This is a genomic window from Nocardiopsis sp. NPDC055824 (assembly GCF_053616335.1).
In genome coordinates, this window is the sequence record NZ_JBSHDN010000045.1 from 31,917 (window position 1) to 38,583 (window position 6,667).

Genomic DNA, 6,667 nt, shown 5'->3' on the forward strand with positions numbered 1-6,667 from the left:
CCCCTGTCGGGGAGCGCCCGGGGCCGGGCCCGGCCGCTACCGGACGAGCGCGTTGACGAGGACGCCGCCGAGCGCACCGTGGGCGCGCTTGGTGGCCGGGCGCAGGGCCCCGACGTCGATCCTGGTGTAGGACGAGCCGAGGTGGTCGTCCCACGGGATGCGGACGATGGCCCGGCAGCGCCCGCGCGCGACCCGCTCGGCGGCGTCGACGTCCTTGAGGCTGCGCTTGCTGACCCCGTTGACGACGAGCACCGAGTTGGCCCGCAGCGCGTTGTAGCCGTTGCCGTCCAGCCAGTCGAACGTCATCGAGACCGCCCGTTCGGCGTCGGCGTTGGCCGGGGCGACCAGTACCAGGCCGTCCGCGACCGGCAGCGCCCGCGCGACGCCGGTGGCCGCGGGGTCCAGCAGGGTGATGCCGTAGAACGAGCCGAGCAGGGACGCGAGCTGGCCGTAGTCGCGGTCGTCCAGGGTCTGGACGTAGGGGTCGTCCAGGGTCTGGACGACCTCCAGGCCGGTGCCCGACCGGCTGGTGTAGCCGCTCATCCGGGCGTAGTCGCCGATCGCGTCCGCGTTGGCGAGCAGGGCGGTCAGGGTCTCCGGGGTCTGGGCCCCGACCCTGCGGGAGAGGCCGTTGGGTCCGGGGTTGACGTCGACCGCGACGACCAGGTCGTCGCGGTGCGCGGCCAGGGTATGGCCGATCATCAGGGTGGTGACCGTCTGCCCCGCCCCACCGGTGCACCCCAGGACCACGAGGCTGCGCGGGCCCTCCAGCGGGGTGCGCAGCCGCTCGATGTCGCTGGGGGGCAGGTCCGAGCGGACGGGCGCCGCCCCGCCGGTGACGACCTTGGCGAGGCGTCGCCAGCCCCGGGTGCCGCCGGACTCGCTGCCGCCCGGCTCGCCGCGGAGGGGCTCCTCCGGCTCCCTGACGGGCTCGGAGGGCCGGGGCCGCTGCGACGGGACGCCGTTGGGCGTGTCGCCCAGGCTCTCCTGCTCGCCCGTGCCGTGGTCGAGTTCCAGCTGGGGCCGGGGGTCCCGGGCGGACGGCTCGGGCTCGTCGCCCGGGACGGGCTGCCCGAAGAGCTGGCCGAGCTTGCGGGCGTTCTGGGCGACCCGGTGGAAGACGCCGTCACCGGGGTCGGCGCCGTCCGCGGACCCCGGGTCCGGGCGGGGGTCCTGCCCCGTGTCGGGCGCCCCGGCCCCGTCGCCGGGTTCCCCCGTCTCCCGCAACCACAGGTCCTCGGATCCGGGGCCCTCCGCCGCGAGGGCGTCGGCCATGCTGGGGTTGCCCCTGGGGTCGCGGGCGGCGCTCTCGTGCCCGTCCGCGTCGGCGGGGGCGTCCCGCTGATCCGGTGCGGAGGTGTCCTCCCGGGCGGGCGGCACGTCCTCCGCCGCGCCGGTGGCGCGCATGGTCCACCTGGTCCGCGGGGCCGCCTCGGCGGCGGCCTCCGCCCCGGAACCGGCCGCCTCGGAGCGGGCGATCTCGGAGCGGGTCCCCGCCGGGCGTACGCCGTCGGCGCGGCCGTCCTCCCCGCGCCCGGCGTCGCGGACCGCGGCCGCGCGGCGGCGGGCCAGGGCCGCGGCCTCGGCCTCCTCCAGGTCGGAGACCGTGCGCCGGCGCGCCGTTCCCGTGCCGGGGTCCGCGCGCACGTTGCGGTCGGCCCGCTCCGGTTCGTCGCGGACCTCGGCGAAGCTGACGAGCTCGCCGGTCCCGTGGTCGAGCTGGGTGGGCGGTTTGGCCCCCTCCTCCGGGGCGTCCGGCTCCGGGACCGCCTCCGTCGGCCCGGCCGTCTCCGCCTCCTCCGGTTCCGGCGCGCGACGCACCGGCTCCGCGGCCTCCGTCCTGGCCGCCTCCGCGCCGGGGTCGTCGGCGGGTCCGGACACGGCGGCGCCGTCCTCGCGCAGCTCGCCGGCCGGGATGACCGGGTTGCCGCGGTCGCCGACCTTGGGCTGGTCCGGGTGGCGCTTCTTCCCGTCCTCGAACCACTCGCCGGGGTCGCGGGGGGCGTCCCGTTCGGTGGTGGGGACGGCGTCGGCGAACTTGGGACGGGGCGGCGCCGGGGTGTCCGCCGTGATGAGGTGCCGGTCGAGCACCGACATGTGCGCGTCCCACTCCGGTCCCCGGTCCTCCGGCTCCTCCTCCGGCCTCCGGGGCATGGCGTCCTGCTCGCCGGTGCCGTGGTCCAGTTCCGGGGCGGGGACCGCGGCCGCGGTGCGGGCCGCCCCGGCACCGTCCGCGGCGTCGGCCGCGGGCCCCGTTCCGTGAGGCTCCGGGGGGCGCGGGATCCGGGTCTGCGCCTGCTCCCGTGCGACCGGGGCCTGCGGGGTCTGCGGGGCCTCGGTGACCGTGGCGGAGGCGGCCGGAGCCCCGGGTTCCGCGGTGTCGTGGGCGGCGTCGCCGGTGGCCCGCGCGTCCTGGCCGGAAGCCGGACCGGTCCCGTGTCCCGGTGCCTGCCCGGCGTCCACGCGGTCCGCCTCCGCCGGGGAGGCGGCGGCCGGGGGCAGCCACGGCACGGCGGTCTCCGCGGCGGGCCGACCGGTGGCGGCCGCGAAGCGGACCGCGTAGTCGGACAGGTCCGCGTGGTCGGCGGGGCCCTCCTCGGCCCGCTCCTCGTCCAGGTCCCACGGGGCGGCGTGCGGGCGTCCCCGGCGGCGCGGAACCCGGGGCTCCTCGGGGGCCCGGTCCCCTTCGCCGGGGGCGGGTGCGGTCCCCGCTTCGGGGAGGCCGATTCCCTGGGCCCGGACGGGGCGCTGCTCCTTGGGGCCCCGTTCGCGCACCTGCTCGGTGCGGCGCTCCTCCAGGTCCTTCGCGACCCGGATGCCCTGGGTGCGGCCGCGCAGGCGCCGCGCGGCGGGGGTGTCGTCCTGCGGTTCGGGGTCGGGGGCGGACATCACCTCCTCGGCACGGCGGCGCTCCCGTCCCGGTCCCCGGTTCCCGGCGACGGCGTCGGCGACCTCGTCCCGGCTGAGGGCGCCGGTGTCACCGAGGGAGTAGGCGTTCTTGGAGGTGAGGCCGACGGGGGTCTCGCCGGAGGAGGCGCGCAGGTTGGCGAACCACGCGTCGCTGTCGCGCTGTTCGTCGTTCTCGGTCCGGTGGACCGGCTCCTCGTCGAACGCGTCCCGTTCGCCGTCGTCGCCGCTCCCGGCCTCCTCCGGGGCGGCGGGGCGCTCCGGTCGCAGGCCCCACCCGAAGTAGTTGAGCACGCGGCGGCCGACCCCCCGGCGCGGCCCGTCGGGACCATCCGGCGTGCCGGGGTCCCCGTGGGACCCCGCGGAGGCCTCGGACGCGTGGAACTCCTCGCCCCGGTCGTCCTCCGGAGCCCGGTCACCGGGTCGCGCGAGGGACGCGACGGCGACCGGTACGCGCTCCTCGCGCGCGGGGGCCCCGGCGTCCCCGGACCCGCCGGTCCGTTCCGGCGCGGTCCGCTCCCCCGGGAAGGCGACCCGGGAGGGCGCGGCGGGCGCGCTCACGGCGGAGGCCGGGAGCAGGGGTGCGGCGGAGACGCGGACCGGCTCGCGGTCCCCGCCCCCGGAGCCCCTTCCCGCCGCGGCGGGCGCCGGCGCCTCCTCGACCGCCGACGCGGACGCGGAGACGCGTTCGGCCAGGCCGGGCAGCGGGGGCGCGGCCGCGGGCACGGGGCGCACGGCCGTGGTCTCCTCGGCCGGGACCGCGGCGGGGGCGGCCTCCACCGCCCGGCGCCCGGCGCGGCGGCGCCTGGGTACGGCCAGGGGGCCCGCCTCGGGGTCGCGGTGCCACACGCGCACCGCCACGCGGACCTCGGAGGGCTCGTACTCGGGGGCCAGGCGGGTGTACACCCTGGCCTCGGCGAGGAAGCGCGCCTGGGAGATGAGCAGCTCGGTGAGCCGCTTGCCCTCGATGACCGGCCGCGTCGCCAGCACCGTGATCACCCCGGGGGGCACGACCCAGAGCACCAGGTGCCAGCCGTTGCCGAACGCGAAGGGCGCGTTGAGGATGCTGAGCAGGACCACCCAGAGCGCGAACACGCCCAGGGCGACCCCGAACGTGCCCACCGGGAGCGGCATGGGCAGCCGGAAATCGTAGAGCTTGTACAGCCGCTTCTCGATACGCCAGATGTTGGTGTACGTGGGCAGATCCACGTTCCCGGCCTCCCTCGCCTATTCCGTCGATACGCCCATCGCTCGGGCGAGCGCCACTGCGATGACCTCGATGATGCCGGGGACGTAGAACACGATCCCGATGAAGATCGCCAGGATGATGAACTGCGCGAACCGCGTGATCTCCCTCGTGAACAGGAAGAACACCGCCACGATGGACACGATGACGAGGAAGAGGGGCCCGAAGAAGCCGCGCAGGAAGTCGGCGAGGCCCCCGGTGTCGGGGGCGTTCTCCGTCGGGGTGGTCTCGACCGCGAGGGTCAGCAGGTCGGTGGCGCCGACGGCATGGAACACGTCAGGTGTGGATGACAGCAGGGGGAGCATGTCAGGCGCCGTCCTCCGCTGTCGTGACCGGTGTGCTCATGGTTCTTCTCGTCTCCTTGCCTACTGGCCCCGTCACCCGCCGAACGAGCGAGGGGCTCCCTGGATGTCGCGGACGTGCCACTCGGAACCGGAGTCGACGACCGTGACCAGGTAGTTCTGCGTCACCCGCCCGGCTTCGGCCCCGTCGGGGGCCGGAACGCTCCACGTGACCGTCGCCGCTACCTGTCGTACGTCATCATCCCCGTTCGGGGACTGTGATGGCACCGCCATATCGGACAGTTCGACGAATTCCAGGCTGTTCTCCGGAAGTGGGGCGATGGTGACGCCCGGTTCGACGTAGCGCTCCAGGTGCGCGGGCTCCCCCGCGTAGGCCTCGAAGAAGCCCGGCAGCACCTCCGTGAGCTGTTCTGCGGCCTGCGGGTCGGTCTCGAAGGAGGCGTCCTCCGGCAGGCTCGCCCGGCTGGGCGGGGCGAGGAAGGCCGGGGCGCCGGCCACCACCAGGGAGTCCCCGTCGGCGTAGACGGGCACGTCCAGGCGCATGGGTTCGCCGTTGACGTCGGCCCGCACGATGATCGAGGCGTTGTGGTCGTCGTGGACGTCCACGGCGACGACGGTGAGGTTGTCCCCGGTGAGGCTGTCGGCGGGGACCTCGAGTCCGGCCGCCTCGCCCTCGGGGACGAACGCCGCCAGGGCCGACAGCCGCGCCTCGGTGTCGGCGGTGTCGAGGTAGGCGTCGGCGAACCGGAGCCCGAAGGCCGCGGCCGCCGTCTCCGGGTAGGCGGGCTCCTCCGCCTGCTCGGGTTCCTCGGACGCCGCGGGCAGGGCGAACCCCCCGCGCAGGGGGAACCAGATGCCGTTGAAGACGACGACGATGATGAACGCCCACAGGACGGCGCGTCCCACGCCGACCCACCAGCGCCCGCCCGACCCGGCACGGGGCCGTCGGGTTCGGGGGGCGTCGAACTCCATCTCGTCGCCCTCCCGGTCACGTACGGCGGTGCCGCGTCGTGACGCCTTCGCCATCCCCGCCTCCTGCACACAGTTCCGCGCCGCCCGCTTCGGACGGCGTATCCGCCACGCCCTTGTCTACCCCATCCCTATAGTGAGGCATTGTGGGGGTTGGGAGGGGCCTCCGTGACTCCGCGTTTCCCCGCCAACAGCGCATTGCGCGCAACGGTAGAACTTCCCAAAAGGTGCATACCACAGCAATGGTTCATGGAACTCAAGGTGGGGCTGTGCACGTCGGCGCAGTTTTGGTTGGACCGGAAAGCGATTAGTCACTCGGCAGGGAGCAAGTTCTGTCCTCCGGGGGCAGGAAACCGTTGACGGGATGTAACCGGGATCTCCTTCGGGAGGATCCGAACCCCCTCCGAGGACCCCGGGGACGCCACCGCGGCCCCACCCCTCCCACCGCCCCCGCACGCACAGCGCCCCCGCGGCGGGCGCCCCGGGGCCCACTCGGCACGGTGCGGTGCGGCGCCTAGGATGGCGCGATGCTCCCCCGCCGCCCCCTCGCACGGGCCCTGCTGGCCCTCTACACCGCGCTGTCCGCCGTCCACCTCGTCGTCCAGTGGTACGGCGCCGACGACTGGTCCCGCCCGACACAGGCGCTGCTGATGCCCGTCCTCGCCGTCGTCCTCCTCGCAGAGGCCCCCCGGCCGGGCGCACGCCTCGCGGTCCTGGCCGCGACCGCCCTCGGCCTCTCCTGGCTCGGCGACACCGCGCCCGCACTGGCCTCGGGCGACACCGCGTTCCTGCTGATGGTGGGGTTCTTCCTCGTCGCGCAGGTCGTGTACGCCGTCGCCTTCGCGCCCCTGCGGTCGGACAGCGTCCTCCACCGCCGCCGGGCGCTCCTCGTCCCCTACGCCGGAGTCGTGGGGGCGCTGACCCTGGCCTGCGCCCCCGGCGCGGGAGACCTGCTGGTCCCGGTGCTCCTGTACGGACTCTGCCTGGGGGCGGCGGCGGTCCTCGCCACCGGGGTGCACCCGCTCGCGGGGGCCGGCGGGGCGCTGTTCCTCGTCTCCGACGGCCTGATCGCCCTCGGGGCGTTCGTCCCCGGGTTCGGCCTCCCCGGGGACGGCTTCTGGGTGATGCTCACCTACACCGCGGCGCAGGCGCTGCTCGTGCTCGGCGTCCTGGCCCGGCTGCGGACACCGGACCGGACCGCCCCCGTGCCGGGCGCGGCGCCGGCCGACAGCGCGTGAGGGGC

Annotated in this window: 4 protein-coding genes; 1 reads left to right on the forward strand and 3 read right to left on the reverse strand. The window is 75.9% G+C overall.

What is annotated here, in order from left to right:
* Nucleotides 1-36: 36 nt before the first annotated feature.
* The 3 genes from ACWGL3_RS12355 to ACWGL3_RS12365 all read right to left on the reverse strand — a co-directional run bounded on the left by ACWGL3_RS12355 (nt 37) and on the right by ACWGL3_RS12365 (nt 5,481).
* Nucleotides 37-4,116 (reverse strand): TcpE family conjugal transfer membrane protein, encoded by a 4,080-nt coding sequence (locus ACWGL3_RS12355; protein ID WP_452461279.1) that lies wholly within the window; start codon nt 4,114-4,116, stop codon nt 37-39.
* A gap of 18 nt (nt 4,117-4,134) precedes the next feature.
* Nucleotides 4,135-4,458, reverse strand: coding sequence for a hypothetical protein (locus tag ACWGL3_RS12360; protein WP_267946525.1), 324 nt, complete (start codon nt 4,456-4,458; stop codon nt 4,135-4,137).
* Nucleotides 4,459-4,530: 72 nt separating this feature from the next.
* Nucleotides 4,531-5,481: a conjugal transfer protein gene (locus ACWGL3_RS12365; RefSeq protein ID WP_267946526.1), complete on the reverse strand. Its 951-nt coding sequence runs from the start codon at nt 5,479-5,481 to the stop codon at nt 4,531-4,533.
* Nucleotides 5,482-5,951: 470 nt separating this feature from the next.
* On the opposite strand from ACWGL3_RS12365, the gene ACWGL3_RS12370 reads away from it, so the two are divergent.
* Entirely contained in the window at nt 5,952-6,662 is a 711-nt protein-coding gene (locus tag ACWGL3_RS12370; protein ID WP_452461280.1) for a lysoplasmalogenase, read from the forward strand.
* The last annotated feature ends 5 nt before the right edge of the window (nt 6,663-6,667 follow it).